Genomic DNA, 26,945 nt, shown 5'->3' with positions numbered 1-26,945 from the left:
TGAAGAGCGCGCTCGGTCGACCGCGCGAGGCCAGCGGAAGGTTCAGCCCGATAGCGGCCCTGCTCGCCGGTGCGCCGGTTTTCCAACCAGTGTCAGCAGCCAGACGATGAGCGCGAAACTCGGCTTCAGCACGACTCCGACGCTAATCCAGCTGAACAGCAGATAGTTGCATATCTCGACGCGCAGCCGGCTCGAATACAATCTTTGCAGAAGAATGGCCGAGATCAGGCCGAATCCCAGCAGGCCGTACTCATAGGTCAGCTTCGCCCAGGTTGGGTCGTTGACCTCATAGGTTATGCGGTACAGCGTGATATCCCTCAGATAGCTGCCTGCGCCGTTGCCAAACCAGGTCGTTAGCGGACCGGCGTCAAAGCTATGTCCGATCATTTCCATCGGCGCGACGAAGCGTGCATAAGCGCTGGTATTCGTGGTCTGAAACTCGGAGAGGCGGCTGAACCACAGGTCTAGGCCTGGTATATTCAGGCTGTAAAGCAGGTACAGCGCGAGGATCAGGCCAACGAGATAGACGACGAGGAGCGGAATGCGAGCGAGTGATCTCGGCATCAACAATCCTGCGGTGATTGCGAGCAGGCCGGAGCCGGAAAGCGAGCAAATCAATCCCGCCCCGAGAATGCCCATGACGGTCAGTCTGGCCCGCGACCCGAACTCGATGACAAGGGCCAGGGCTACGACGATGGAAAGATCAGCCGACTCGCGGAGGAAAAAGCCGTTTGCCTTGATGATGCCGCCGCCCTCGCGAACGAAGGTGTAGTTGCCGGCACCACGAATGGCCTGGGGCAGATTGAAGTAGATGTTGGTTAGAAGCGACGATTTGGTGGCGTTGACCAGCACGATTTGCACGATCGCAACAACGGCGATGGTGGTCGCCGCCGAAACATAGGCGGACAGGATATAGTCGTGAACCGCGTCCGGATCGCCCTTAAGCCGAATGATGAAGGGTGCATAGAGAACGAAAAGCAACAGCATCGAAGTCCACGATGTCACCGATGTCGCAGTCGCTGTCGCGAAACAGGCCAGCACCAATGCGACGATGAACATGAAGAGAGGCAGGAATCCGATCGAAGCAAAGCCGCTGATCAATAGGTATGCCGTCACGGCGGCATAGCAGATGAGGTCCGTCGAAGCCGGAAAGGAGCTGATGTTGTAGGCAATCTGCGACAGGAACAGAACGGAGATGATCGAGGCCCAAATGGCAAACCTCCCCGACTTGCTGAGCTCGGTCTCCGGCGATGCTGACTGCGGGTGCGCGGCCCCAGCCGGCGCCGCTATGGGAATCTCAAGAGTCATCGCGGTTCTTGCCCCGGGTGGATCGAGGTTACGCTAGCACAATCCGGAAGGCCGCTTCGATCGATATGAAGTTCCACCCATGACCTCGTCTCAGCCTTTCGGGAACAGGATGCCCCGAAGCCGCTCGGTTCCCCGCTGCAGCCCGAAGCGATCGGACATCAGATCAAAGAGCTTGGTCTGATTAAGATTGAGGGCGGCCAGGTCGTCGATGCCGTCGACGATTGAATCAGCCAGACCTTCCATGGTGTCGGCAAGATACATGGCCGACTGCTCGTCGGCAGTGGTGCCGTCGACCGCCATTCTGAGTCCGAATATGGGGAGCCTTGCGAAGGCGTAGTCCAGGAGTTTCAGCTTGAACCCCCCGCCTAGCGTTTCCGCCACAAGCCCGCCTCGCGACTTCGCAAGCACGGCCGAGAGGTCGGCAACCGGACCATGGAACGCCAGGTTCGGTCGTTCATGGGCATAGCGGGCCTTGAGGTCCTCCGGAACGTTTCCGACCACGTCGAGAGTGACGTTCTTGCTCTTCAGAACCGGGAGCATGGTGCCAATGATATGCTCGAGATTGCGCTGCTTTGCCACCCATTCGAACGAGCCGAGTAGCAGGACGGACCTCGGCCGGGTCGACTCGATGCGATCGCTCGATGCGATCGTTCCGAGATAGATGGGCGGTACCACGAACGTGGTCTTGCCGGATCGTGCAAAATAGGCCGCATCGGTTTCCGTGATGCAGAGAATGCTGTCGGCGGCATCAACGATGCGTCGCTCCAATAGCCGGTACTTTTCGGCATCCCAGCGCATGATCGATCGGCGCAGCGGGTTCGTGAAGTCTTTCGCGATCTCCGGCCGGATCTTTCCCTCGGCATTATGTGCCACGTAGCAGATCGAGGCCTGCTTGCGTTGCTGCAACACCGCAGGCAGGAATGCGGCGGAGCGCGCATGATCGAACACGATCCAGTCCCAGCTTTGCTTCAGGAGTTCAGCCAGAGCCGTCCCGATCGAAGGCGGTGCCAGACTATAGGCATCTCTTGGCAACGATGTAAGCAGGCTCAGGACTCCGAACCGCCGCGGCCACGGCGCTTCCGGAAAGACCGTGTCCGGCAGGCGGAGCAGGCGGTCCTCGATTGGCCGGTTCTCGCGCCGCGTGCCGACGACCGTTACGGCAGCCTGTTCGGTTTTCGAAAGTGCCGTGAGCATTCCCGCAGAATAGAGCGCATCGCCGCTAAAGAGCGGCGAGGGAACGCGGCCGGCGATCCAGAGAATCTTCTTCATTGCTCGATCTCGAAAAGGAACGTTCCGAGCAGAACGCCGACGCCGAGGGCGCGCACAGGCGACCTCGATCAGGCGACAGATGGGGACTTGGCGCCGAGCAGGCGTCGCTTGACCAGAAGCCTTGCAACGTAGGCGATCCGTTTCGCGCCGCGACCAACGGAGGCGAGCCCCCGACCAAGCCGCGCTGCGGGCTGCAACGGCGGGGCATCGAGATTGCGCAGCTCGATACTGCTTTCATAGGCTGCCTGAGTGACCAGAAACGGTTGCGTCTCTGCGAAATCGATCCCGTGCCGATCGTAATAGACGAGCTTGTGGTCGAGCGGACGGTCGGCGACCGACAGCGCCTTGATGAGTTCCGCTGCGCCCTTTCGGGTGACGGCATAAGCGGCGGATCCGAGTGCAGGTTTCAATGGAACAACGAGCTGGGCTGTTTCGCCCTTGACGAGCGAGACGCCGGATTTGGACGTGTGCGCATAGTGAATGCCTTCAAGCTTCACGATATCGCTCGTCATCAGAAAGTGCGGCAGATCGCGCCGGTAGAATTGCGAAAATCGCTCGTCGAACGCGGCATCATCCTCGAAGATGATTGCCATCGGCAGGTTCTTGCGCACGATGCGCTTCAGCGCGGCGACGTGCGAAAGATAGCAGCCGATTTCTCCGGCTTTCATCGGCCGATTGGCGGGGGCAAAGTGGAATTCGCGGCGGATCACCCGGCGAATAAGCGACATCCGTTTCCTGGCATCGATCGCAGGAATTCTTTCGAAGGGGATTCCGAGCTGCGTCAGTGCACTCGAAATGTCCCGCCATCGCGCGATGTCCCGATCAAGATTGATGACGAAGGCCGGTATAGAAGCTTCGGTTGCCACGAACTCTCTCACGTTTGATTTACCGCTTTTGATTTACCGCTTTTGATTTACCGCTTGTGATTTGCCGCTTGCTTATCGCGAGCAACGCGCTGCCGTGAATTTCATCATTCTCCGGATACAAATTCGGCAGTTCGACCACATCATGGCCAACCTTCCACTTCAAAACCAAGCTTGATGTGTGTTATCGGAAGGCCAATTCCCCGTCCCCGTCCATTTCGTCAATGTGAATGGCCGATCGTTGGGATATCCCTAGAGTGCAACGCTAACCTGTCTTACCAATGCAGGACTGTCAACTTGACCGAGCCTTGCTGATGAAGACAGGAGTCTCTGTCATCGAAACTGCACACACTCAGAAGGCTGGCTGAATGATCCTGACCGAGATTGCAAAACGTGTTCTCCCGATACTGATGATCCTCGTCGCTACTTCGACGATCGCGCGGTCGGCGGGATGGGAACTTGTGTTTTCGGACGAATTCAATGGCAACAAGCTCGACCGAACCAAGTGGGCCACGCGCTATCTCTACCAGAACGAAACGATGGACCATTTCAACGATGAGAATCAACGCTATGGCGACGGGCACGTCGTGGCGGACGGCGTGCTCAATCTGATTGCAAAAAAAAATCCTGGATCAGTCAGTCTGTACGATTCCGCGATGATCCGCAGTCATCGAACGTTCTATTACGGCTATTATGAAGCGCGCGTGTTCCTGCCCAACGCCAAGGGGGTCTGGCCGGCGTTCTGGCTCGAGGCCGACTACGACATCGATGGCAAGACTTGGCATCCGCCGGAGATCGACATCTTCGAGTATGTCATCAACGGCGTTGAGGACAAGGCGAACTCGCTGCATTCGAATGTGGTGGGGCCCTTCAGTGCTCAACAATATACCTATGTCGATCGATCATTCGAGCTCAAGTTCCAGAACATGTATGGAAGCGAGGACCTCAATCAGGGCTGGCACACTACCGGTTTCGTGTGGGCGCCCGACAAGATTTCGCTGTTCTGGGATGGCAAGCTGATCTACACGCGCAACTACCAGTGGCTGCGCAACGACGGAAAGCTCGGGCCGCCGGCGCATGTCGATCTCAACTTCGCCGTCGGCGGCAGCAAATGGGCTGGCCGACACGGCATTGATGAGGCCGCGTTTCCGCAGACCTTTAAGATCGACTATCTCCGTGTTTGTCAGTACACGACTTCCGAACGCGGCGGCCGGCAATGCGGCCCGGGCGAATTGACGCCTGATCCGAAGGAGTTTGGTTACTCCTCCGCAATCAACGATATGCCGAAGCCTGCCTTCCTGGCGATCGATAAGGTGGCGGACAAGAAGCCCAATGCGGGGGTCTTGTCATTGAATAGCGGAAGTCCGCTCAACCTCGCCATTCCTGTCAGCGTGCCGGAGAACTATCCTTCGAACCGGCTGCTCCAGGTTTCGGTGTACGACCCAGTTACGCGATCCGTCGTCGCGAGCGCCGACCGCAAATTGCAGGAGAGCCTTGCAAACAAGCGGGCCGACGGTGCAGGCCTTGTTGAGCTTTCGCTGCCTGCAATTCAGCGCCCCGGCAATTATGTGTTGGAGGCCAAGCTGACATCCGAGACGACGAACGACAAGGGCGCCAGACAGGTGCTGCAGAGCCCCGTGACATGCAGTACCGGGGTAGTCCAGCCCGTCAAGGCGCGATCCTGCCAGCTGTTGTCACTGAACGTACACTGATTAGAGCTTGGAGTAACGCCAGAAAAGTGTTGCCGCTCTCGTAGGGAAAGATAATGACCTGTCCGAGGTTCGGATGTGAAACGCGTGACGGTCGGTCGGCGCAAACGCGTAGCGGAGAACGCCGATGTCTGCCGAACGTGTCGCGGTTTCGTCCAATCAGGGACAATAAAAACAATAAAGGGGTCCACCGAACTGCGGTGGGCTGGTTCCGTCGACGGTTAAGCAAATTCCCTTGGGACATCAGTGTGGTGGCTTGTTCATGTCCACATTGAACATTGCCTATCTTATTCTTGCCCATCAGCATCCCGGGCAGCTTTCCCGGCTGGTTGAGCAGCTGCGATCCCCTGCCGTCGATATCTTTGTCCACGTCGACGCTAAAACGGCCATAGATCCGTTCCGGCAAGTGGTTGGCCGGGACGTTCATTTCACGCCGACGCGAATTCCGGTTTACTGGGCCGACTATTCCCAGATCCGCGCAGTCCTGCTGTTGATCGAAGCCGCCTTGGCGGTGCCTCGCAAGTACGATTATCTGGTTCTTCTCAGTGGAGTTGATTATCCGCTTCGGTCGGCCGCGGAGATCGAGAATTTCCTCGCGCAGAACAAGGGTTCTGAATTCATCAATTGGGTCGCCATGCCCTCCAGCGCAGCGTCAAAGCCGCTGTCGCGGCTAACCGACTATCACGGTCGGCCCGGATTGCGCGGCCTGCTTGTGAGTAAAGTTCGCCGGTTGCTGATCAAACTCCACGTCATCCCGAGAGCGCGCGACTACAAAGCCTATCTCGGCGAAGCGACACCCTATGCAGGGAGCACCTGGTGGGCTCTTACGCGCGACGCATGTGAGTACATCCGGAGCTTTGCGATCAGCAATCCACGATTCATGAAATTCTTCGAGAATACCTCCTCGCCGGATGAGATGGTCTTTCAGACGATTCTGGCGAATTCGCCATTTCGTTCGAACATGCGCCGCAATCTTAGCTATACCGATTGGAGCGATGGTGGAGCGAGTCCGTCGACAATCGGCGAGCGCCATCTTGCATTGTTTCGGGCCAATCCGGTTATGAAAGCAGGTGGCCCGTACGGCTCCGGTGAAGTTCTGTTTTGTCGTAAGGTCATGGATGCAACCATTTCGGATCGGCTGGCGGCCATGATCGCGGAGCGCAACGCGGCGGCGGAGCGGCGTTAGTTCCACTCCGCCAGGAAACAAAGCGAGCGAACTCAATCGGAGACGGGAACAACGCGTTCTGTCTCAGTCGCGGGAACAGAATGAGCTTTGGACTGACGCTGTTGACCTCTGTAAAGGCCCAACAGGAACGAATTTAACGGTGCTTCCACCAGTCGGTAGACAATCGTGCCGCAAACGATGGCCAGACATGCGAAGAGCAGGACCGCCAAGTCTCCCGGCAGCTTTGATACGTCGATTATCTTTCGTGCGATGTCCCGGCTCTCGTAGATGAGCAGAACATGAACGAGATACACGGAGTACGACGCGTCCCCAAGTAGCAGAAGAAGTCGTGGGCACTTGAAGTTCGCGAGTTCGAGCTTCAAGCACGATAAAAGCAGGATCATCGACGGAATGCCCCAGAATACAAATCTTGTGCTTTCGGGAAATGCGAACGTCGAGCCGCCGAGCATCAGTGCCAAGCCGATGAATAGAAGTGGCCATGCGTAGTTCGATGAAATTGCCCGTCGCTTAAACAAACCACCGATCGCGCATCCGAACAAAAATTCGAAGACAATGGTGTTGCCAAAGAACCTGGATATTGCATCCTGTCCACCGAGTATCCATGCAATTGCGATTGTCGAGCAGAATATGGCCGCTAGCGGGGTCACGATGCGGCGTCCAAAGATGGCTACTACTGCGGCGAAACTGACGTAGAAAAACATTTCGTAAAAGAGCGTCCAGCCGACGCCAAGGATCGGCTGAACGTTTCCGTTCTCGTCGAACGTCGGAACGAATGTGAACGCGGCGATGATTCTGGTCAGGGCGATCGGCGGCAAGGTGTCGATCGAAGAATGACGATAGAAACGTATAAAGGCAATCGCGATGACTGCTGCCGTAGCTATCGCGTACATCGGATAAACGCGAATTGCTCGCCTGATAATGAAGTCTCGCGCTGGCTTCTCATGATTTACGTATGGGCTTGATACGAAAACCATGATGAAGCCGCTGATCAGGAAGAAGACGTCCACCCCAATGGCGCCTGCTCCGACAATTCGCTCATAGCTGAATATATGAAAGCTTAGAGGGACGGTATCGGCCGGCCAGTTGGCGGTAAACGCTCTCGCTGCATGATGAAAAACGACGAGGGAGGCGGCGAAGCCGCGCAGCACTTGCAATGACGATAAGGTATGCATGGCATTTGCTTTAGTCGACAAGGCTCTCTCCTGAATCTGGAGTGCAAATTGCGTCTAAAGAATACGGTTCAAAGCCAAAACACTTTCTTCAAGAGCGTCGCCCAGCCATGCGGCCAGAAGCCCAGCGCGGCAAACCGGGCGAGGTCCTTCAGCGTCGGTTTGATTCCGTAAAAGGCGGTGAATACCTGCAACATCAGTTTCTGCCGGGCCCTGGAATCTTCCTGAAAATGCAAGCTCGAGACCAGCTCGTAGGCGTTTCTCACCCGGTCCTGCTTGGATGAAATGCGGTCCCGGCTTGGCGTTACGTCGAAGCGATAAAGTGGCATATCCAATAGCCGAGCTGGTCCAAACTGCTTGACGATCCTTATGAAGAACTCGAGATCCTGCCAAGCCGGTAGTTTCTGGTCGAACAAGCCCGCTTCCCTGAACACTGAGGTTGGGGCAAAGACCTGATTACCGATGTGATTGGCTTCCGCCAGATCAGCGAACTCAACGGTTCCTCTCTTCTTGGTAACAAAGAGCTCCTTTCCGCCACTCAGGAAAACGTCCTGCGTGTAGATGCATGAAACAGGCATGTTGTGGCGAGCGTATGATGCCCAACAATCGTGCAGCGCGCTCAGCCGTTGCAGCCCAAACGTATCGTCATCATCGAGCCCCGTTATGAAGTCACCGGTCGCTTGGGTTATGGCTCTGTTCCGGGAGACCGGCGCCCCACGGGGGCTTTCGTTGCGCAGCGCGCGAACTCTCTTGTCCTCGCGAGTGATGGATTCAAGGAACGACGCCGTCGCGTCAGTCGAAGCGTCGTCGACCACGATCAGCTCAAGGTCGGTGAATTGTTGCGCAAGCACCGATCTCACGGCGGCCGCGAGCAGATCGACTCGATTGCGTGTCGGGATGTAGACGGAAATCTTCAAGGAAGGTCATCTCCTCAAGAGCGACAGTGTCCTCGGGCTCGCTCGGCTGGTTCACAAACCCGCATTGGCTTCGCCTCCCCTGGCGCCCGGGATGGCGCCTGCGGAGGCGGTCGATGATGAGGACGCCCACAACCCGGTGAATTCAGGCACCCGACCACAACCTTCGCAGTCGCCTCAACGCAAAACGCGCGGTTGCCTGGGCGATGTAGTAGTCAGTGAATAATTGAAGCAGCAGATCACTGAAGGCGCGGTTTTCCAACAGGGTTCTGCCCTTGTGCTCGCCCGCGAGCCGTTTGAGCGCGGATATCCTGGAATTCAGCAGCCGCACCATCTCATGGTCGTGGGCGATGCGTGGATCGCTAATCAGGGCGGCAGACTGGGCAGCCACCGCGCCGTAGTCGACCGTTGTTCGGGTCCATCCAGAACCTCGATGCGTATACAGATAGGTCGGCGCGGGAGAAACGACTATTCTCCCATCAGCCAGCAGACATTCAAGCATCATCACAAAATCCTCTCCGTGCCGCGAGTGGATCGGATAGGAAATCGATCGGGTCTTCACGAAGGCTGCCTTCAGCATTGGCTTCAGCAAGCCCCAATCCTGATGGTCGAGATAAGGCCTCGAATTAGCGACATATTCATACCTGTCTATGGCACGGGGAAGACCTTCCCGTGGAATACCCGCAGATCCCCGGGCCTCGGTGTCCGGATTGAAATAGTAGAAGTTGCTGAGAACGACGTCGGCGCGATCCTCGGCGGCTATCAGGCACAGGCGTTCCAGATGGTCGGGATCGTAGGCATCGTCCGCATCGAGGATCGCCAACCAGTCTCCGTTCGCGGCATCGATGGCGGCGTTTCGAGCTATTGATGGTCCGCCGTTCGCGGAGAGGGCGACGACGCGAATATTGGAACGCCCTGCAGAAAGTTCCTTGGCCAACGCCAGCGTATTATCGGCGGAGGCGTCGTCGACAATGACGATCTCGATGGACTTGAGCGTCTGGTTGAGGGCCGAGGTGACTGCACGCACGAGAAAGGGAGAGGCGTTGAACGCCGGGATGAGCACCGAAACAGTTGGATTGCTGCCATGTCCCATGGTTTTGCCCGGATGGTCAGCCGCGTGCGACGCGCATGCCACTAACCAGGTGCCTGGCCTCGGCAACCAGATCGAGAAGACGATTCCGCCCGTGCGGTGTAAGTGCCAGTATGGCTGCAAAGACGCCGTAGCTCAATACAAGCATGAAAAGCAAGGACCATATCTTTGGTGGCATCACGCTCTGGAGTGCGTAGAGGAGGAGAACGACAGGCAGGCTGGCGAACAAATAGGGGAGCAGCCCCAGGAACAGGCTCTTGGTGTTTACGGGACCAGTCTTCGTGATAAGCGACCACAATATCGGGCCTTGCACGACACCAAAGCCGATATACGCACTCGCGACCCCGAGGGGTCCTCCGGGGAGTCCTGCGACGATTGCGATGGTGAATCCTATCGAGCTTATCATTCCATATTGCCTTAGCTCGCGTCCGCGCCCCTGAGAAAGCAGCAGCCAATTGGCGCTGTGGCTGATTGGCGCGAACAACGCACCTATTGAAAGAATGCCAAAAATAGGACCGGCGGCTTCCCACTTTTGACCGAGAACGATGTTGATCAGCTGCTGATGGGCTACGAGCGAAAACAGCGAGACGGGAAATACGAGCAGCAGCGCCAGGTCAAGCATTTTCCAGAACGCTATGCGGTAGGGTCCCGGTTCGTTCTGAATCCTTGAAAGTAATGGCAGGGCGACTTTTGATATGGGAACCATGATCTGATTCAGGGGAAGCAGCAACAGACTATAGGCTCGGGTGTAAATGCCCAACTGGACCTCGCCCCAAGCCCTTCCAATAAGAACGGCATCGATATTTCTGGCGAGGAAGTTGAATATGTTGAAGGTGGCGACATTCGCGCCGAAGTGCAACAGGTGGCGTACGTCCGATATTACCCCTCTTTTCAGAGCACTCGGCCGCCAGCGCACGCCCAACCAAAGCATAAGCAGGGCAACGACCGCTCCGGTCGCTTGATTCAGAATAATCGACCAAATACCAAGTCCGCCAAGCGCTGCTGCTACCCCGGCGATCGTTCCCGTCACCAGTGACGTGAGCTCGACTGCGGCAAGTTTTCCGAAAGCGAAATTGCGGTTGAGCAGAACGCTATGCTGAGACCCAAGGGGACCGATTATCATCAGTGCCCCAAGGATGGCAACGACGGGGGCAACCCTGGGCTCGTGGTAGAACGAAGCGACCAGCGGTGCCGATACAACGATTACGGATGCAAGTATGGTCGTTACACCGAGATTCATCCAAAACAGAAACGAGAGTTGCTGATTGCTCAAATTCTGGTTCTGAATGGCCGCCTGGGACAATCCGACATCTGCGAGAAGAGTGGCGAAGGCCAGCAGCGGTGCGGCCATTCCCACCACGCCAAAATCCGCCGGCGTGAGCAGACGGGCCATAGTAATGGTGTAGAGGAATTGTATGACGAATTTGGCAGCCTGCGACAGATAGCTGATGACGATCGCCTTCCGGGAGGCCGCCTTGAGGCCCGCACGGTCAAATTCGATTGATGCGGGCTCTGCGATGTCCATCTTTTCTCAACGTCTGTTCGCTGAACAGGTAATCAGGGCCGCCGCTCGCGAGGACTCTGACAGCGACAACAACCTTAACCCTGCAGAACGGCATTATGAGGGCGGGCGGCTCGCTCGAAAAAGACGTCGGTCTGGTTCCTCGGAAGATCCGCAATGCTTTTGGGAGCCTTGCGAGATGGCCACCTCAGATACGAACCCAGAGAATAGTCATTCTCTACCTCGTAGGCGCTGAATCCCGCGGCGAGCAGCTTGTCGAAAACCGCCCGCGAGCGTCCCGATGGGTCTTCCGACATTTCGACCAGAAGGCGCATTTCGGGACCATAGAGATGGAGTGTGTCGGCCAGACGTTCGAGGACGGGAAGCTCGCCGCCCTCGATGTCGATCTTTATCAGCTTTACCAAGGAGCGCTCCTCATCAGTCAGGATTTCGTCCAGCGGTTTTGTCAAGACGGTTTCGACCGGAACAAGGTTGTCACGCTGCATGGTCGATGTTCTGCCCTGGTTACCTCGATCCCCCCCGAAGAGAGTGAGTTCCGCGACCCGATCCGAAACGGCAAGCTTCACAGCCCTTACGTTGTCAATGCCATTCCGCGCCAAGTTTATCTCAAGTTGCTCAAAAATAGAGCGCGCCGCCTCGATTGCGACAACCCTGCCTTTATGGCCGACTGATTTACTGCCCAGCAAGGTATCGTATCCGACGTTCGCCCCAACATCGACGAATGTATCTCCAGGCTGAAGTACGGATTGAATCAAATCAGAATTGTGGGGCTCCCAGACGTTGAAGAAGAAAATCCTCTTCATGATGTGATCTTCGATTTCGCAGTCGATGGTCGCCCCAAAGTAAGTGCGGCCGATATACCTAGGACTCAAACGCTTCACGAGGCGAAAATATCGATCGAAGACAGGTTCTCTTCCATACGGCAGCAGCCGAATCGCGGCCACGAAGATTCGATTGGCGGCAAAAAAAATCCAGCTCACAAAGTTCATCTGTACAAGCTCTGTCATGTTGTTTTGCCCATGAGTTGTAACGTTGGGAAACTGTTCAAGGATGGAAGATGTCCTCAACAGGAGACAAACGACACCAAACGAGAGGGCCAAACTTCATGTCCTCCGTTGTTCGATCTACAGCGCAACTCATATTGGATTAGCCCTTTCCGATCAGCTATTACGCGCAGCAATTGTTTTGACAAGTTGCCGTCGACCAGCTCAGCGTTGCGTTTTAAGAAGTGATACCTCATCGTAGGTCGATTCCAATTTGCTTGTGAGAATGCCGCAATCGAATGCAGAAGCAGCAGATCTAATGCCACCGGTAGAAATTTCGCTGGCTAGATTATCCACAGTAAGCAAAGTCAGAAGTTCAGATGCCAATCCCGGGACATCTCGCTCCCGGACGACGAGGCCTGAAACGCGGTGTTTTACTGCTTCGCCGACCGCGCCGCGCGCCGAGGTTACCACAGGAACTCCGGCCGCTTGAGCTTCGAGGATTGAAATCGGTAAGCCTTCCGCATCTCCACTTGCTGCCGTAACGCTGGGAAGGCAGAAGACGCGAGCGGCATCTAGTTCTTGCTTTATGTAAGCACTGGATTGTGACCCGCGGAAGTTCGAATTGACGCCGAGTTTTCGTGCGAGATGCTCAAGGCGTTCGCGCAGCGGGCCGCTGCCCACGATGATAAGCTGGGCTGTTGGCACATTGTTTTGTACAATAGACATCGCTTCGATCAGGTATTGACAGCCTTTCTTTTCGACGAGCCGTCCAACAAAGAGCACGCGCGGATCGCGCTGAGTTATTGGTGTGACTCCTGGTCTAAACTTTGTCGAGTTGATCCCTATATATCGGACACGAACTTTTCCACCGGAAATGCCGAATTCGATTGCGCGACGACGAATTGCCTCTGAGACGGCAATGAAGCTGACGCGTGGTTCGCTTGCCAACTCCAACAAACGCTTGGGATAACTACGCATGATGGCTCCAGCATTGCCGGCTTCCCACCAGTCCCGATACGTGTTGATGTCATAGCCATGCAGAGTGACCAGCATCGGCAAATTCAGCGCTCGGGCGAGTGGCCAGGCGTCAAGCGCATCTGGTCCAAAATGGGCGTGAACAAGGGAGGGGGCTTCGGCTTCCAAACTGCGCTTGATGCGCGACGGAGTGATACGAAGCAGCCGATGGGCCTTCCAAAACGCTCTGCTCGAGAAAGCGGAACTCGCGGCTCCGATGATCCGAATGCTCAGATCGTCCAATGGCAACCCATCGAGGCGTTCGCGCCCGACAAGCACGGCCCGCCAGTCCTTGAGTGCCAGGATCTGTTCTTTGATGAAGGTTTCGGAAACCGGCAGAAGCTCGTTCCGATACACCAACACGGTCTTTTTGTTGACGGGCACGACAGCAACGCCTCAACAACCGAATTGACGGCGGTGCGCGCGTCTCTTCGTTAGCCGACCAATCGCTGGACCACAATAGGCGTGCTGGTTCATTGGTCGACCACCGTCAAAAGCTCCCATCTCGTCAAAACTGAACGGTCTTCACGAAATATGTATTCTTGCAGTTTGCACGCGCCTTTGTAAGCGAACAACGTGGATACCATCGCTCAAACCGTCTCCAACCAGAACGAATACCCTTCCGTCTTGCAGCCCAATGGCTTGGTGATTTCTTCAGCTTGAGTGCGAAGGCGCTCGTCCTGTTCAACAAACCAGTTCGGCAGAAGTATTTTGAAGGGTCGTCGGGAGCATAGCAGCATAGCGGCCAAGAGGTATTGCTCGGAATAAAGTCGTCTATTCCAGCGCGGCGGATAATCCCAGGGAAGGAAGATATCATGGATCTGAACGATCACGCCGGAGGCAAGGCGCGGTAACAATTCAAGGAAGAACACCGTTGCATCGGAATTTGTGAACGCCCGGTGTGAACCATCAAAAAACAGGATGTCACCGGCTTGCAATTGATCGAATAGAGCAAGGTCGCAATCTTCGAGACGTTGCCGGATCACGTTGTCGCATAGGGTGTCAATTGAGTTTCTTGGGTTAGGGTCCAAGGAAGTGATCGTGGTCTGAAGCTTTGCATCATTGATGGCAAAGCGCGCAAACTTCGTCGAATTGCCGGACCCGATCTCGAAGTAGCGCATCGGCTTTCGCGCGACCAAAATGCCGATCAGGGCAACCGCGTCGAAGTCCTTGAACCAGACGTTCTGCCAGTTGGGCGTCGTGGATAGCTGGTCACCAGTGAGCGGTATCCTGGAATAAATGTCGCGGCAGCCTGAGAATGCCTGAATGAGACTGGCATAGTCGGCCCGGCCACGCTCAATCACTTCTGCGAGCTTGCCGTGAGGAGGATGTCCAAACCCCCAGCGAGGCCTCGGGTCGACAGGATAATATTCGTCGACGCCATAACCCCATTTCCAATTTGTCTCGGAATAGGGGTGCAGGTCAAAGCCGGCCAACTTCGTGGCCGTCCGGACGGTCTTCTTGATCTGATGCAGCATGAAGAGGATCCCATTTCAAAGACATGCTTGGTTCGAATTGTGGCCCTTTGATCGCTGTTTTCTGCCGAACGCATGTCGGGTTGTCGGCCTATCTTTCTCAAGCGCCACCAAACTGAACGACTTTCACGCCGCGGATGTACATCCGTGCGGGAAAGGCAGACGGGTCGCTCGGCGGCGCCACGAGTCCGCCCACAGCGACATCCATCAGCATGTACCATGGACCTGGGCCCACCAAATTCGCCATTGCCCGATACGGTTTACCATTGAAGTACCACACGATCTCGGTTTCCCCGAGAAAGCAGCCGAACCGATTGAAGCGCGTAAAGATATCAGCGCCCGGCTCGAAGTCGCTCAACCTGATCGGTGCGCTCGAAGATTCATGCCCCTTGCTGCTCACCCAGTGAAGATTGGTCGCCACGCCATCCCGCGGATAGTCGGAAGTGGAGATGAAGGCTTCGATGATGTCGATCTCTGGCGGCCACTTGCCCGAGCGCAGGAGCCACAGCGCCGGCCAGCTTCCGGCGATCTTCGACAGCCTCACATCAAACTCGACATAGCTTCCAGTTGTGATCCGGTTAAAGAACGTCTGTGACGTAATGATCGCTGCGGCATAGGTGACGGACGCTTCTTTCTGCCAGCCCAGAGTGATCTTGCCACCCCGGCCATCCGAAAGCCCGTCCGGGATGTATTCGGCTTGAATGAAGCGGTCCCCCGTCGACGGATCGAGGCCCCACACGTTAGCTTCCGGGTTGAGAGCCGGATCCGCGTAGTAGCCGAGTTCCCTGTTGCCGACCTGCTGCCGCGTCTTGGAAAGCCGGCTCTGCCAACAGGGCGTCCCGTCCGCACGAAAGCCGCTGTCGCTGGCGAAGTCCGGGGCGAGGAGATCGTCTGAAAAAACCACCGTGCCGCCGGTAGGAAGCGGTGGAAGCTCGCGGCGTGATGGAGGAGCTGGCGTCTGCGCTTGCGCGTGGCACAGGGCAGGGGAGGCGGCCGTGAGAGCGGCGGCTGTGGTGCGTGTGAGGAATTGTCGCCTTGTGGCACTCATCGTCTGGCGACAAACATCATTTTGATCGTCTACCGAGACGAAGCGCCGGCTCGCTGTCGTCATGCCTTCAATCGCCGCGAATGAGGGTTGAGCTGCTTTGCCAGGCGCAACAAGGCTTCGGATGCGCACGTGACCACGAGCTGAAAGCACAACACGATCGCGCCGATCGGCATCGCGATCAAGAGCGCACCGTAGCGCCGTTTGGAACGCGTATATTGCGTGGCCGTGGCCATTTCGGTCCAGAGTGCTCGCAGACCGGCCCAGTCACGCCGGTGCCAGGCCGACCACAGCCAACCCAAAAAAATTGTCAGCCGCGTGTCGGGTCGCAAGATGTATTTGGCAAAGAAACTGCCGCGGCCACGGTCGTATGAGCGCAGCAATCCGGGCATATCGGCCTCAGTGCGTCCATGATCATGCCGCACGATCGGACGAGGATCGAAATAGCCCTCAAAGCCGGCCCAAAGCACCGCCACGATGGCATCTATGTCCTCGCAAGGGAATGGTGTCCCGGCGCCCAGCTCCGGGTCCATGCCGTTGACAGCCACCAGCGCGTCGCGCCGGAATGCGATGTTTGCACCCTGCAATACGCCCGGCCGTACATAGGAGCGCCTCCGGTACTTGCGAACTGTCTGGCCCTCGTCAATGGTCACCTTCGCGTGCATCGGATTATGGAGCAGGATACGCCCTCCGATCACGCCGGCATCGGGATGGTCGGCAAACGCGGCAAGCAGAGCGTCGACATAGTCCGGCGAAGGATAGCAGTCGTCATCCGTGAATGCGACGATCCTGCCGCACGCGTTTTGCCAGCCGAGATTGCGGGCGGCGCCCAGTCCTATCCGTTCGCCGAGGATGTATTTTGATACCGTATCGTCGGCGAACGCACGCTGCAGCACGGCCGCCGTATCGTCGGTCGACGCATTATCCACCCAGATCACCTCGTAGCTGTGGCTGGTGTGCAACGCTCGCAGCGCGCCCAGCGTTCCCGACAGGCGGCTTGCACGATTGCGCGTGCAGATAATGATCGATATCTCGATCTCTCTGGTTGGATCAGCAGCCACAATCATGTCCTGTGCATGTCACCCGCCGGGGAGGTGGGACGAATGACGGCTCTCCAGGCGGCAGCGAGCACCCTCTACAGGCTGGCATGGGTATCGTACCAGCCGGGCAGCGAGCCGCGCTGGCCCGTGCAGAGCTTGTAGACCGTCTTGAATGGCAACGCCAAAATGGGAAACTTGGCCAGCAAGGAGTCGTCGCCGAAGTACCGATAGTCCCGGAATATCGATTGGTAACGGCGGACGATCCCGTCAAAGTCCAGCCACGGATCGCCAAGATCCTCGCCAAAGGGACCGGAGGCGCCGCCTTCGAAAACATGCGTGAGCTTTGAGCCATCAAGCGCCTCGGTCTCAACCCGCGACCCCGGAATTCGCTGCTGCTGTACGGCTTTGAACTTCCGGTAGCCAGGCTCGCGCAGCAGGCCGAGCTGGGTCTCAACCTCGTCAAAGTCGATCTTGTCGGACTCGACCGAGACATATTGAGGGCGGTTCGGCTGCTGCTTCAGTCCCTCCAACACCAGCTGGTCGGCTCCCTCCACTTCGACCTTGAGGAAATAGGGAACGCCGCAGGAGCGGTAGATGTCGACAACGTCGATGCGGGGCAGAACGATGCATTTGCTGTTGTGGCCCAACTTCGCCGCGTGCTCGGCTCTGTTCTTGTTGATAGTGCTCAGGACGGAATCCGAACTTTTGTAGAAGGTGATCGTGGGTCCTTCGGACCCCGGCGCGATTGCTCCCTCGATGATGCGCAGTTGCCCGCTTGCCACCTCGCTGCGAAACCGCGCCCGGCAGTGTTGCACCAGCTCCGGGTTGGCCTCGATCCCGAGAACCTTGAACCCCTTTTTGAGATAGAACGCCGAGTCTTCGCCCTTGTGCAGTCCAACGTCGTAGATCAAGTCTGCAATCATCGAAGCACCTGCTGATTACACTATCGAGCCTCCAAACGATCATCTCGTGAGCCATGGCCGGTTGGGCCGCCCTCAGGCGGCCGCCCTGGTGTTGCTTCGAACCTGCCGTTCGATCCATTCATAGGTCTTCTCGAGACCGGAGCGGAGCGTCGCGGACGGCTTCCAGCCGAGCTTCTGGCCGATCAGGCGGTTGTCCGAGTTCCTGCCGCGCACGCCGAGCGGTCCGGGGATGTGCTTCTTGATCACTTTCTTGCCGGCGATGTCGGATACGAGATCGACGAGTTGGTTGATCGTGACCATCTCCTCCGATCCGACGTTGACCGGACCTTCGAAATCCGACCGCGCCAGGCGGATCGTACCTTCCAGGCACTCATCGATATAAAGGAACGAGCGCGTCTGGGTGCCATCGCCCCAAATTTCGACTTCGCCGTTATTGGTGGTCTGGGCAACCTTGCGACACACCGCGGCGGGCGCCTTCTCCTTGCCACCATCCCAGGTCCCCTCGGGCCCGAAGATGTTGTGATAGCGCGCGACGCGGTTTCGCATTCCATAATTTCGGTTGTAGGCGAGATATAATCTCTCCGAAAACAACTTCTCCCAGCCATATTCGCTGTCAGGCGCAGCCGGATAGGCTGAATCTTCCGCGCAGTTCGGATTGTCGGGATCCTTTTGATTATGTTCCGGATACATGCAGGCCGACGATGAATAGAACATGCCGCGCACGTTCCGCTTCTGGCAAGCATCAAGCATGTTGAGATTGATGGTTGCCGAATTGTGCATCACATCGGCATCATGCTGGCCAGTGAAGATGTAGCCTGCACCGCCCATGTCGGCGGCGAGTTGATACACCTCGTCGAACTTGCGGTCGGTGACCTGTCGGCAGAAATTCTGATCGCGAAGATCGCCAACGACGAAATCATCGGCGTCGGTCTCCGCGAATGGTGGAAATTTTAGGTCGACGCCACGCACCCAGAAGCCTTCACGCTTGAGCCGCTTGACCAGGTGCCCACCAATGAATCCCCCTGCGCCACAGACAAGAGCGGTGGGTATGTTCTTCGTCGCCATTAGACTTTCCTTTCCGCAGTTTTCGCACCGAAAGCGTAGTCAAATACTGTTTCAAATCGGTCCGTTACCGTTTTGATATCGTAGTTCGCGAGCGCAAATGATCTCGCTTTGGCAGCGGCATTTGCTCTCAAGGCGTCGTCATCGAGAAGCCTTAGGCCGGCCTTCAGGAAGGCCGACTGATTGACGGGATCAACGACCAATCCGGCGCCATTGCGGCGAACCAGTTCGGAAGCGAGATTTTCCTTGGGGGCCGCAAGCAGGACTGGACGCCCGGCGCAAAAATAGGACTGCACCTTTGAAGGCACCGAAAATATTCCCGCTTCCGGTTCGATCGTCGCAACGGCGACATCGGAGGTCGCGAGCACCATGGGAAGATCCGCAAAGGGCTGCAGTGGCAGCATGATGAGATTGTCCAGCCCGAACTCGGCCTTGGCTTGCTCAAGATGCGCAACGCCAACGCCCTGGCTGACGGTCACAACATTGGCGCGCCCCTTCACCGCCTTGGCGAGCTGTACCAGGAGGTCGGGATTGTGCTTCAGGCCAAGCGTACCTGAATAGAGAAAGTTGAACGATTCGTGCAGCCCGAAACGGCGGGCCCACGCGTTGTCTTTCGGGTGAGGAGCAATATCGTTCAGCGCACCCCAGTTCTCGATCACAAAGATGTTGTCCTCCGTGCCGGTCCACTTGCTTGCGAGAGGCGAGAAGGCGTTTGTGATGACGACGACCGCATCCGAGCTCTGAAACTGCCGTCGCTCAAGAAACCGGTAATAGGCTCCGACCATGGCACCGGGTGGGCCCAGCTTCTTGCGCAACAACTGCGACACAGCAACGCTGTAGAAATCCTGAACCCAGAACACGAACTTCGAACCGATCTGTTTGCATGAGCTGACGATAGCCGATTGCGCCTCAGTCGGCGTGTTGCCTGAGATAACGATGTCCGGTTTGTCTGAATGCACCAGTTTCGCAACCGCCTTTCCGTAGGCGACGTCGTCAAATCGGCGGCGCACGAAGGACGCCTTGTCGTAGGGGCGCGACAGCTTGACGCCGGTAAAGGACAGTCGATCGGGGTCGGCGGTCGATCTCTCGAGCTTGCCCTTCGGGCCGAGGTCGCCGTGGAAGTACGCGTGACTGACTTCATGTCCCCGGAACGCCAGTTCGCGACTGAGATCGACCTGGAACGGGTGCCCCGCGTAGTCGTGCACGAGGATCTTCATGAGAGCACCAATCTCGCAACCGAAACATAGGTGTTACGATGATGCCCGGGTCGCGAGATCGCGCGCCATGCGTCGGTGGATCGGAGTTGTCTGTCTTCGGTTTGCATTATCCTCAATTTCGAACTTTTTTGAACGCTACGCGGTTTGACATGCCGGCGCACCTTCTGTTTTGGAGGCACCCTGCTTGAATATTGGACATCAGCGCAGTGCTCCCTGGTCGCGCCTTCATATTCGACGAGTAAGAAAATCTTGTGTCGGTGTGAATTCAAATTCGGTGCCAAGTAGCAGACATGACAAGCCGCAACCACGCGCACGAGCTCAAAAGTCGTGTAGCATCTCATCCTCGCCTCAAAGCGGCCACATAAGCAGGGCTACGCAACGGTAACTTGATCGCGCGCCCGGGCTGACCTATCACTCTCCCGCTCTATCGCGCGGACAAGGCAGACGATTGCGCCTGCAGCTTGGCGCCGGAGTAGACCGATCTTTGGAGTCCCAATGTCATCCAGGTTCATTGCTGTTGCGTTGGCCGGTTGGCTTGCCGGATGCTATCCGGCCTTTGCAGATCCGATGACGCTGGATTTTTCCTGGGGCGGGGCCAAGGGTTGCGTCACGCTTTTCCCGAATCCGGAAATTCGTCTTCGCAATATTCCGGAGGGGGCCAGAACCCTGTCACTCACCCTGACCCAAGGTGTCAGGGAAATGGGAGGACAGGAACTGCTGATTCCGGAGAATGGCATTCTGCCGTCCGGGACGTTCCGAACATTCGGGCCATGCAATCCAGGCGTGTACCAATGGACGGCGCAGGTCAGGTCGTCGACCGGAGAGGTTCTGTCCGAGGCGCATAAGGCTCGCTTTTATCCAACCGATGACCTTGCGCAGGACAAGCCCTGACCTAATCCAGTTGGCTCAGGAACAAATGCATATCGATCGTCGTCGCGTGCGGGTGTCGGTACGTTGGGCGCAGAATCCTACAAGCCGTCGAGTGACGATACGTCCTTGCTTATGGGCGGCACATCACTGATCGAAGTTCGTGAAGCTTCACAATAAGTTGCAACGGCTTGATTGATACTGATCCTTCGGTCATGGACCGGACGACGTCAATTCGTCAAAGTTGCCCATATCGACGTCTTCCCGTGCGACATTTTTCGGCGGTCCTGGGAGGCGCATCCAGCCACCTGGATCGTCGCGCGCGCGATATGCGTGGACCGTTGCCGATATGCCGAACTCGAGGGGTCGATTAGGGCTGGCGGAACTCGCCGCACAATCGAATTTGCCTCAATCGTATCCATCGTAATGCTCATCTAGGTGCATATGCTGCTTACTTAGGCGCTGTCGGTTTGAAGCGCGCGTCCGTGTTCCTTCACGCCAATGGGTGCACGCCGACGGCACGCAAGTTCCTTGCACGGTTGTTGCAAAGTCAAGAGGGCCGCGACGGATACAACTTTCGCCTGCGCCCGTGAGAAAGTGGAACCGGACTTACCATTTGCACTTGCGTGAATTCTTCCGCAACCGCGAAGAAGCCGCATTTTGAATCGATACGCTGGTATCGCGCTCGGAACCACCGTCGGGCTGCTTTGAGGGCGGCCTTAAAAGAGAAAGAGAATGTTGCGCGACAACAGGAGTTGGGCCGATCGAATCTCGAGGACAAATCCAAGTATCGAGGCTGGCGCACTTCCGGTTTTCAAGGGCTAGCTCCTCCATGATGTACATGCGCGAAAGCCTCGCTTGGCTACTGTACGCACAGTTGCGTCAACGACTTGCGGGGCCGATTGCCAGTTTTGACAGCTTGGGCGCCAGTTCGCTCGAATTGATCGAGGCGATGAAGCGTGTCGCCAGGAGCAAGCCCGTCGTGCGCAGCGGTCCGCGCCGTACGGGCGATCCTGTCAAGCTCGTTGCAGCGTTCGCGAAAACCGAGCGAGATTTCGGCTGGCGACCGCAGGACTCCGGTACCGACTTTATCATCGAGACCGCCCTTGAATGGCGGAACCGTCATCCACCCGTTTGACGCAGCGACACAATGGCCATGCTCGCTTCCATCGCATGCCTGCCGTTAGGGGAGGGGGTCGCGCACGTCGCGGTGGTGTCGCCTGCGGGCATCGCCGAAACAATGTTGCGCGAGGGCATGACCGTGTTTTGGCATGGGGACCGTCCGATCGGCCACGTGCTGGTGCACGAGGGGCAACGGACCGGCTCGAGCATTGATCATGTCGACGCGGACTATCTTCTGGCAATCGAGCACGAACTGCGAAGGCAGGTCGAGCCGACCGTCTCGGCAAGCGTGGTGATCTGCACGCGGGACCGGCCGGATGAGCTGACTGCATGCCTTGCTTCGTTGCCCAGGCAGAGCTGTCGGCCACGTGAGATCATCGTTGTCGATAATGCGTCGCGGGATCGGCGGACGCGGGATGTCGCGTTGGCCGCAGGAGCGATCTACGTACGGGAAGACAGGCCCGGGCTCGATATTGCCCGGAATACCGGCGTACTCCGCGCAACCGGTGACATCGTTGCCTTCACCGATGACGACGTCCTGCTTCACTCTAGCTGGCTGGAGCGGCTGGTGGCTGCATTCGATCAGCCAAAGGTCGCCGCCGTGACCGGGCTCGTGCTTCCGGCCGAGCTCGCAACCGAGGCGCAACGGCACTTCGAGACCTATTGGGGATTCGGCAAAGGTTATCGTGAGCTGGATTTCGACAGCTCATGCTTCAACTCGCATCGTAAAGACGCCTTCCCCGCCTGGGACATCGGTGCCGGGGCCAGCATGGCGTTCCGCCGCGATGTGTTTGAAAAGGTCGGTCTTTTCGACGAACGTCTCGATGTCGGCCAAGCGGGCTGCTCTGGAGATTCTGAGTATTGGTACCGACTCCTCGCCAATGGCTACAATTGCCGCTACGCGCCGTCCTCCGTGGCCTTCCATTCTCACCGACGGACCATGGAGGGACTGGCAAGCCAAATCTACTACTACATGCGAGGCCACGTTGCGGCGCTACTGGTCCAATATGAGCGAACGGCGCTCTCGGAAAACCGCGTGCGCGCGTACCTGTATCTTCCGACATGGTACGTGTACCGCCTGCTTCGCAAAGCAGTTGGTCGCAAGCGGATTGCCGACCGTTTTCTCATGGAGGAGATAGCCGGCTGCATCTCCGGATTCCGCTTCTATAACCATGAGGGGAAGCGCAAATGACCCCCGGCCCACTTACATCGATCATAGTTCCCGCTCGCGATGCCGAGAAATCCATCGCTCGAACCCTTGAGAGCCTGCTGGCTCAAACTGACGCGAGATGGGAAGCGCTGATCGTTGACGACGGCTCCATTGATGCGACGCCGGCAATCATTGCAGGCTATGCGGCACACGACGCGCGTTTCGTTGCACTTGAATCCGGTGGCCGGGGTGTCTCGACAGCGCGCAACGTCGGCCTTTCCAGCGCGCGCGGAGAACGGGTTTTGTTCCTCGATAGCGACGACTGGATCGACAGGCAGTTTCTGGTCAAAATGAACTCGACGTTGGATGAAAGTCCTTCTGCGATCGCCGCTTGCTGCGATCATTGTCGGGTAATGCCTGATGACGGCCAATCGCCTCGCTACAGTAATGCCACGGTCGCAGCCAATCCATTTGAGGCGTTCGCGCGCAGCTGTCCAGTCGCCATCAACAGTGTCTTGGTGAAAAAAAACGTGGTCCTGGGAGTCGGTGGCTTTGACGTTAGTCTTCGCACCTGCGAGGAATGGGACCTGTGGCAGCGCATTGCGCGAACCGGTGGCAGCTGGATTCATGTCGATGAGTTGCTCAGCTATTATTGGTCAAGCGAGCATTCCCTATCCAGTGACGTCCAGCAAATGCTGGCTGATGGAAATGCTGTTATTGCTCGCGGATTCTCCACCGACGAACGGGTGGCAAACCCGGCGCCGCGGCATCAATACGGCGCATCTGCCGCGCGCGGCAGACCGCAGGCGGCAGCACATGCCTATTTTGCGCTTTGGTCCTGTGGCATAGATTGCGCTCGTGGGAAGAAAAGAAATCTTTCAAAAGAAGTTCTTGCCGACCTACGGCAATCGGAAACCTCGGCGGATCAGATCGCTTTTTGCCTGCTTGACTCGATCGCAGTAGGCGCCCGAGTAACGCCGGCGAAGCTGGCCGGCCGCTGGGGGCAGTTTGGTACGCATGTGACCGAACTGATCACCGCAATCGGACAAGCGTGGAACGATCCGGCGGAAGCCCGAAAGGTCCAGTACCGATTTGAGCGCATGCTGCTTGACTACGATGACCTTTCGGCTGCGCGGGAACTTGCCCTGACACTTGGCCTCCGGGTCGATCTTCAACACCTTCCGTCGTTCAGCCCGCCCAATCATGTGGACCGCCTTTACGTCTACATTTGCGATGGACCGCAAATACTAGCTTTACTCGACGTCGGACTGCTCGGCGCGGTCGATGTCGACTTCTGGGCGAACCTTGTTCACGAGCACCTCTCCCACTTACCCATTCAAGACCGCAAGGGCTGGCAACTTCGACATCTGAGCCGGTCTGCCAAGTTGATGAGGCGTGTTCAATCGCTTACGCGCAGCAACGCGGATAGTCATCGGTATCGGCTGCAGGCGTTGCAGGACCGTATGTCGAGCGAAGCAAAGTCGCGGCCCGCTTCAAGCTCGCCGGTATCGGGCCGCAGAGAGAGCCATGCCGTTGAACAAAGCCCACGCGACATTGGACGGGGGGTGTTCTGGGAAAGGTTCTTCCAGAAGGAGGACCCCTGGAACTACGGCTCGGCCTACGAGCAGGAGAAATACCGGCGGCAACTGGAATTGCTGCCGCCTGAACCGGCGGAACGCGCCATCGAGCTGGCCTGCGCAGAAGGGCATTTTAGCCGGCATCTGGCGACCAAAGTCAGGCGCCTCCTGGCATCCGATATCTCGCCGACAGCACTCGAGCGTGCGCGCCTGCGGTGTAGCGGAATTCGCAATGTGGATTTCGTCAGGCTTGATCTGTCCGCGGACCCCATTCCGGGAGAGATGGATCTCATCTGCTGCTCAGAGGTGCTTTACTACCTGGATGACGAGGTCGAATTGGCGCTTGTTGCACGGAAAATCGCGCGAGCTTTGCGTTCCGGCGGTCATCTTATAACGGCGCACAGTTTCGTCTTGAAGGACGACAAGTCCCGGACTGGGTTCGATTGGGAGAATCCGTACGGAGCCGAGACGATTGCGCGGGTGATGGCAGGGCTGCCGGATCTTGCGCTTGAGGCATCGATACAAACCGATTTCTATCGCGTCGATCGCTACAGGCGACTGAAGCCTGGCGAGATCGCGCCGGATTCGCAGGTGACGATTGCGGAAATCGGTGCGCCGGTGGAACGAGAGGTCGCGCGATTTATCGTGCGGAATGGAGCTGTCAGGCTGCGATCGGAAGTGCAACAATCGGAGAGGCGCTCGCACATTCCCATCTTGATGTACCATCGAATCGCGGCCGATGGACCGCAAGAGCTTGCGCGCTATCGCGTCAATCCGGATGCGTTCGCGCAACAGATGTTCTGGTTGCGCAGAAACGGCTACCACACGATCAACTCGGAGCAACTGGCGTGGTTTGTTGCAAACGATTACCCGTTTGAGGGCAGGCCGCTGCTGGTCACCTTCGACGACGGATACGAGGATTTTGCCGAACACGCGTGGCCCATGCTGAAAGCTAATGATCTGACCGCAGAGGTGTTCATCGTCACTGATCTCGCGGGCGGGCGGGCGGAGTGGGATACATCGTTTGGAATGCCAGCGCCGCTGATGGATGCCGACAGGATTGTCGAGCTTGCTGGCGAAGGTGTAATGTTTGGCAGTCACCTCGCGCGCCATCCTCGAAGCGATCGGCTCTCAACCTGCGAGCTTGCCGAAGAACTGCTGCGGTCTCGCATCCAACTCGAGACGTGGCTGGGGCGACCGATCACGTCGCTTGCAGTTCCCTTTGGATGCACCGACCAGCGGTTTAGAATTCTCGCGGCGGAGTGCGGCTATAAAGCCGTATTCAGCACGGTCGACCGGGCTGCCAGGTTGCAGGATGATCTATTAGACCTGCCGCGTATTGAAGTTAGAGGCGATCATGGCCTGGAGGCGTTTGTGCGCTGCTTGGAGCAGTATCAATGAGTATCAACTCGTCTTTGGTCAGTGTGATCATTCCGGCGTTCAACGCTGGCGCGACAATCGACGAAACGCTTCGCAGCGTCAGATCCCAGTCGCACGACCGGCTCGAAATCGTCGTGGTGGACGATGGTTCCACCGATGACACGCTCGCCATTGCGGAGCGGCATGCGGAGCGGGATACCCGTATCACAATCATCAGGCAGGGCAACGCCGGAGTGGCGGCCGCTCGCAACGCCGGATGGCAGGCCGCTCGTGCGGATTTCATCGCGTTCATCGACGCCGATGATTTGTGGGCGCCATGCAAGATCGAGCGACAGCTCCAAGCGATGGTTGACGGCGGAGAGAGGACGGGCCTGGTCTATAGCTGGTACGCCTGGATTGACGCGAAGAGCCGCGTCAGCGTCAAGTCCGATCCGGTCTTTCATGCGGGCGAGGTGCTGGACTATCTGTTTGAAGGCAATTTCATTGGCAACGGGAGTTCAGCGATGGTCCGCCGAGAAGCCCTGATCGCCGCAAATGGATTCGAGAGCGGCCTCCGCGCGTCGGGTGCCCAGGGCTGCGAGGATCTGCTCTTCTATTGCCGCGTTGCGGAAGCGTATCACTTCGCGGTCGTTCCTGAATATGAGATCGGCTACCGCTATCTGCCGAATAATATGTCCAGCGATATGACGCGGATGTTCCGGTCCTGGATGCTGGTTGCAGATGAGATGGCGGCCCGTCATCCCGATCGCGTTGCTTTGCTGGATCGGGGAATTAGCAACTACGCTCGATGGCTGCTTCGAAGAGCGTTGATCGGTGGTCAGTTGGGGTACTTTGCATCGGTGCTTGCACTGTTGGGGCGGCGGAATCCGTTGTTGGCGGTCAGGGTCGTCGCGCTTGACCTGCCGCGAGACATTGCCTCTGCAGCGTGGTGGATGTCCCGTAGTCTGCGACGCAGAGAACTACGACGCCCGCCTGCGTCGTTTCTGATCGGCGATCCCAATCAATCTCGATGTTAGAACACACCGGCGACACGACCAGGCAAAGAGCAGCGCGGCGC

22 protein-coding genes are annotated in these 26,945 nt (G+C 57.4%); 7 read left to right on the top strand and 15 right to left on the bottom strand.

Features of this window, described 5'->3' with window-relative positions:
* Positions 1–42: 42 nt before the first annotated feature.
* From ACP2YO_RS30850 to ACP2YO_RS30840, 3 genes are all read right to left on the bottom strand, one after another.
* Positions 43–987, bottom strand: coding sequence for a hypothetical protein (locus ACP2YO_RS30850; RefSeq protein WP_426434910.1), 945 nt, complete (start codon positions 985–987; stop codon positions 43–45).
* A 411-nt stretch (positions 988–1,398) separates the two neighbouring features.
* Positions 1,399–2,577 carry a glycosyltransferase family 4 protein gene (locus tag ACP2YO_RS30845; RefSeq protein ID WP_426434909.1) on the bottom strand — a complete coding sequence of 393 codons (1,179 nt, stop codon included), beginning with the start codon at positions 2,575–2,577 and terminating at the stop codon, positions 1,399–1,401.
* A gap of 68 nt (positions 2,578–2,645) precedes the next feature.
* Positions 2,646–3,443, bottom strand: a complete 798-nt coding sequence (locus ACP2YO_RS30840) for a glycosyltransferase family 25 protein (RefSeq protein WP_426434908.1) — start codon at positions 3,441–3,443, stop codon at positions 2,646–2,648.
* Positions 3,444–3,808: 365 nt separating this feature from the next.
* Here ACP2YO_RS30840 and ACP2YO_RS30835 point away from each other — a divergent pair, with 365 nt between their 5' ends.
* Positions 3,809–5,152, top strand: coding sequence for a glycoside hydrolase family 16 protein (locus ACP2YO_RS30835; protein WP_426434907.1), 1,344 nt, complete (start codon positions 3,809–3,811; stop codon positions 5,150–5,152).
* A gap of 259 nt (positions 5,153–5,411) precedes the next feature.
* Positions 5,412–6,335, top strand: a complete 924-nt coding sequence (locus ACP2YO_RS30830) for a beta-1,6-N-acetylglucosaminyltransferase (protein WP_426434906.1) — start codon at positions 5,412–5,414, stop codon at positions 6,333–6,335.
* Positions 6,336–6,367: 32 nt separating this feature from the next.
* On the opposite strand, the gene ACP2YO_RS30825 is transcribed toward ACP2YO_RS30830, so the two are convergent.
* The 12 genes from ACP2YO_RS30825 to ACP2YO_RS30770 all read right to left on the bottom strand — a co-directional run bounded on the left by ACP2YO_RS30825 (position 6,368) and on the right by ACP2YO_RS30770 (position 19,792).
* Positions 6,368–7,528 carry an acyltransferase family protein gene (locus ACP2YO_RS30825; protein ID WP_426434905.1) on the bottom strand — a complete coding sequence of 387 codons (1,161 nt, stop codon included), beginning with the start codon at positions 7,526–7,528 and terminating at the stop codon, positions 6,368–6,370.
* A gap of 47 nt (positions 7,529–7,575) precedes the next feature.
* On the bottom strand, positions 7,576–8,421 hold the full coding sequence (locus ACP2YO_RS30820) for a glycosyltransferase family 2 protein (protein ID WP_426434904.1): 846 nt from the start codon (positions 8,419–8,421) through the stop codon (positions 7,576–7,578).
* Between the two features lie 142 nt (positions 8,422–8,563).
* Positions 8,564–9,511: a glycosyltransferase family 2 protein gene (locus ACP2YO_RS30815; protein ID WP_426434903.1), complete on the bottom strand. Its 948-nt coding sequence runs from the start codon at positions 9,509–9,511 to the stop codon at positions 8,564–8,566.
* Between the two features lie 16 nt (positions 9,512–9,527).
* Positions 9,528–11,033, bottom strand: a complete 1,506-nt coding sequence (locus ACP2YO_RS30810) for a lipopolysaccharide biosynthesis protein (RefSeq protein WP_426434902.1) — start codon at positions 11,031–11,033, stop codon at positions 9,528–9,530.
* A gap of 74 nt (positions 11,034–11,107) precedes the next feature.
* Positions 11,108–12,037 carry an FkbM family methyltransferase gene (locus ACP2YO_RS30805; RefSeq protein ID WP_426434901.1) on the bottom strand — a complete coding sequence of 310 codons (930 nt, stop codon included), beginning with the start codon at positions 12,035–12,037 and terminating at the stop codon, positions 11,108–11,110.
* A gap of 201 nt (positions 12,038–12,238) precedes the next feature.
* Positions 12,239–13,414 carry a glycosyltransferase gene (locus ACP2YO_RS30800; protein ID WP_426434900.1) on the bottom strand — a complete coding sequence of 392 codons (1,176 nt, stop codon included), beginning with the start codon at positions 13,412–13,414 and terminating at the stop codon, positions 12,239–12,241.
* Between the two features lie 206 nt (positions 13,415–13,620).
* The gene (locus tag ACP2YO_RS30795) at positions 13,621–14,508 is read right to left on the bottom strand and encodes a class I SAM-dependent methyltransferase (RefSeq protein WP_426434899.1); all 888 of its coding nucleotides are present in this window, start codon (positions 14,506–14,508) and stop codon (positions 13,621–13,623) included.
* A 97-nt stretch (positions 14,509–14,605) separates the two neighbouring features.
* Positions 14,606–15,616, bottom strand: a complete 1,011-nt coding sequence (locus ACP2YO_RS30790) for a glycoside hydrolase family 16 protein (protein ID WP_426434898.1) — start codon at positions 15,614–15,616, stop codon at positions 14,606–14,608.
* Positions 15,613–16,611 carry a glycosyltransferase family 2 protein gene (locus ACP2YO_RS30785; RefSeq protein WP_426434897.1) on the bottom strand — a complete coding sequence of 333 codons (999 nt, stop codon included), beginning with the start codon at positions 16,609–16,611 and terminating at the stop codon, positions 15,613–15,615. The genes ACP2YO_RS30790 and ACP2YO_RS30785 overlap by 4 nt, the downstream gene beginning before the upstream one ends.
* A 74-nt stretch (positions 16,612–16,685) precedes the next feature.
* A complete protein-coding gene (locus ACP2YO_RS30780; RefSeq protein ID WP_426434896.1) occupies positions 16,686–17,513 on the bottom strand; it encodes an FkbM family methyltransferase in 828 nt (275 codons plus the stop codon).
* Between the two features lie 72 nt (positions 17,514–17,585).
* Positions 17,586–18,578 (bottom strand): NAD-dependent epimerase/dehydratase family protein, encoded by a 993-nt coding sequence (locus ACP2YO_RS30775; protein WP_426434895.1) that lies wholly within the window; start codon positions 18,576–18,578, stop codon positions 17,586–17,588.
* Positions 18,578–19,792 carry a glycosyltransferase family 4 protein gene (locus ACP2YO_RS30770; RefSeq protein WP_426434894.1) on the bottom strand — a complete coding sequence of 405 codons (1,215 nt, stop codon included), beginning with the start codon at positions 19,790–19,792 and terminating at the stop codon, positions 18,578–18,580. Before ACP2YO_RS30770 ends, ACP2YO_RS30775 begins: the two co-directional genes overlap by 1 nt.
* Before the next feature lie 495 nt (positions 19,793–20,287).
* Here ACP2YO_RS30770 and ACP2YO_RS30765 point away from each other — a divergent pair, with 495 nt between their 5' ends.
* The 5 genes from ACP2YO_RS30765 to ACP2YO_RS30745 all read left to right on the top strand — a co-directional run bounded on the left by ACP2YO_RS30765 (position 20,288) and on the right by ACP2YO_RS30745 (position 26,904).
* On the top strand, positions 20,288–20,683 hold the full coding sequence (locus tag ACP2YO_RS30765; RefSeq protein ID WP_426434893.1) for a hypothetical protein: 396 nt from the start codon (positions 20,288–20,290) through the stop codon (positions 20,681–20,683).
* Between the two features lie 808 nt (positions 20,684–21,491).
* Positions 21,492–21,797, top strand: a complete 306-nt coding sequence (locus ACP2YO_RS30760; RefSeq protein WP_426434892.1) for a hypothetical protein — start codon at positions 21,492–21,494, stop codon at positions 21,795–21,797.
* Positions 21,798–21,809: 12 nt separating this feature from the next.
* Positions 21,810–22,973: a glycosyltransferase family 2 protein gene (locus ACP2YO_RS30755; protein WP_426434891.1), complete on the top strand. Its 1,164-nt coding sequence runs from the start codon at positions 21,810–21,812 to the stop codon at positions 22,971–22,973.
* Positions 22,970–25,909: a glycosyltransferase gene (locus ACP2YO_RS30750; RefSeq protein ID WP_426434890.1), complete on the top strand. Its 2,940-nt coding sequence runs from the start codon at positions 22,970–22,972 to the stop codon at positions 25,907–25,909. The genes ACP2YO_RS30755 and ACP2YO_RS30750 overlap by 4 nt, the downstream gene beginning before the upstream one ends.
* Positions 25,906–26,904 carry a glycosyltransferase family 2 protein gene (locus ACP2YO_RS30745; protein ID WP_426434889.1) on the top strand — a complete coding sequence of 333 codons (999 nt, stop codon included), beginning with the start codon at positions 25,906–25,908 and terminating at the stop codon, positions 26,902–26,904. Before ACP2YO_RS30750 ends, ACP2YO_RS30745 begins: the two co-directional genes overlap by 4 nt.
* The last annotated feature ends 41 nt before the right edge of the window (positions 26,905–26,945 follow it).

The organism is Bradyrhizobium genosp. P (assembly GCF_049949265.1).
GTDB lineage: Bacteria > Pseudomonadota > Alphaproteobacteria > Rhizobiales > Xanthobacteraceae > Bradyrhizobium.
Note: the sequence above shows the minus strand (reverse complement) of the source record. Positions and strands in the feature narration are given on the sequence as shown.